Annotated in this window: 1 protein-coding gene; it reads left to right on the plus strand. The window is 42.9% G+C overall.

The genetic code is table 11. The features are described from left to right. Positions 1-36 precede the first annotated feature (36 nt). Positions 37-939 (plus strand): LysR substrate-binding domain-containing protein, encoded by a 903-nt coding sequence (locus A3757_RS19770; RefSeq protein ID WP_068740143.1) that lies wholly within the window; start codon positions 37-39, stop codon positions 937-939. Positions 940-974: the final 35 nt, after the last annotated feature.

The following is a 974-nucleotide window of genomic DNA, read 5'->3' on the forward strand; positions in this document are numbered from 1 at the left end:
TCGGTTTTTCCGATTTATTAAACTAAGGCTTTATCATTGAAGTATTCACTCAAGCAAATTGAAGTATTCATTGCGACCGCTAACTTTCAAAATATTACTTTAGCTGCCGAAGCGCTAAATATGTCTCAATCCGCTGCGAGTGAGTCACTCAAGAATCTTGAAAGCCAGTTTGATATAAAACTATTTGATCGGGCTGGTAAACGCTTACAACTCAATGATTTCGGAAGATTAATTCGAAAGCAGGCAGAAACACTGATTGACCAAGCAAAAAGCCTGGAGCTGAGCTTACAGCAGAACCAGCTTAGCGCGGACCTAAATATTGGCGCCACGTTATCTATCGGTAACTACCTGGCTATTCACATTCTTTCAGAGTTCAAAGGTAAATTCCCGACCGCTAAAGCAGCACTAAGCGTTGGCAACACAACTAAAATTACCGAGCAAGTCGCAAACTTTGAGCTCGATGTGGGCCTAATCGAAGGCGAGGTGTCTCATCCCGACTTAAACATTAGGCCTTGGATGGATGATGAGTTAGTGGTCTTCTGCGACCCGAAATCTGAGCTAAGTACGCTTTCACACGTTAGTGACCAACAGCTAAGCAAAGCAAAATGGATTCTGAGAGAGGCAGGTTCAGGAACACGGCAAGCATTCGATAATGCAATGCAGGGAGTGCTTCATGAGCTTAATATTGAACTCGAACTACAACATACCGAAGCCATCAAACGGGCAGTAGAGTCAGGTATGGGGATTGGGTGTTTGTCGAAAGTTACCTTAAACGATGCTTTCAAACGCTCATCGCTAATTGCCTTAAAAACACCACAGAGAGATTTCAAACGAAAATTTTATATCNTCACACATAAGGACAAATACCTAAGCCCTGGCATACGAAATTGGCTAGAGCTTTGTTTTGAATACGCAGAACTCCACAATACCTATTCATAGCGGCAACTACTGATAAACTGGCCCTTCTCCATCAG

This window comes from Oleiphilus sp. HI0117 (genome assembly GCF_001635235.1).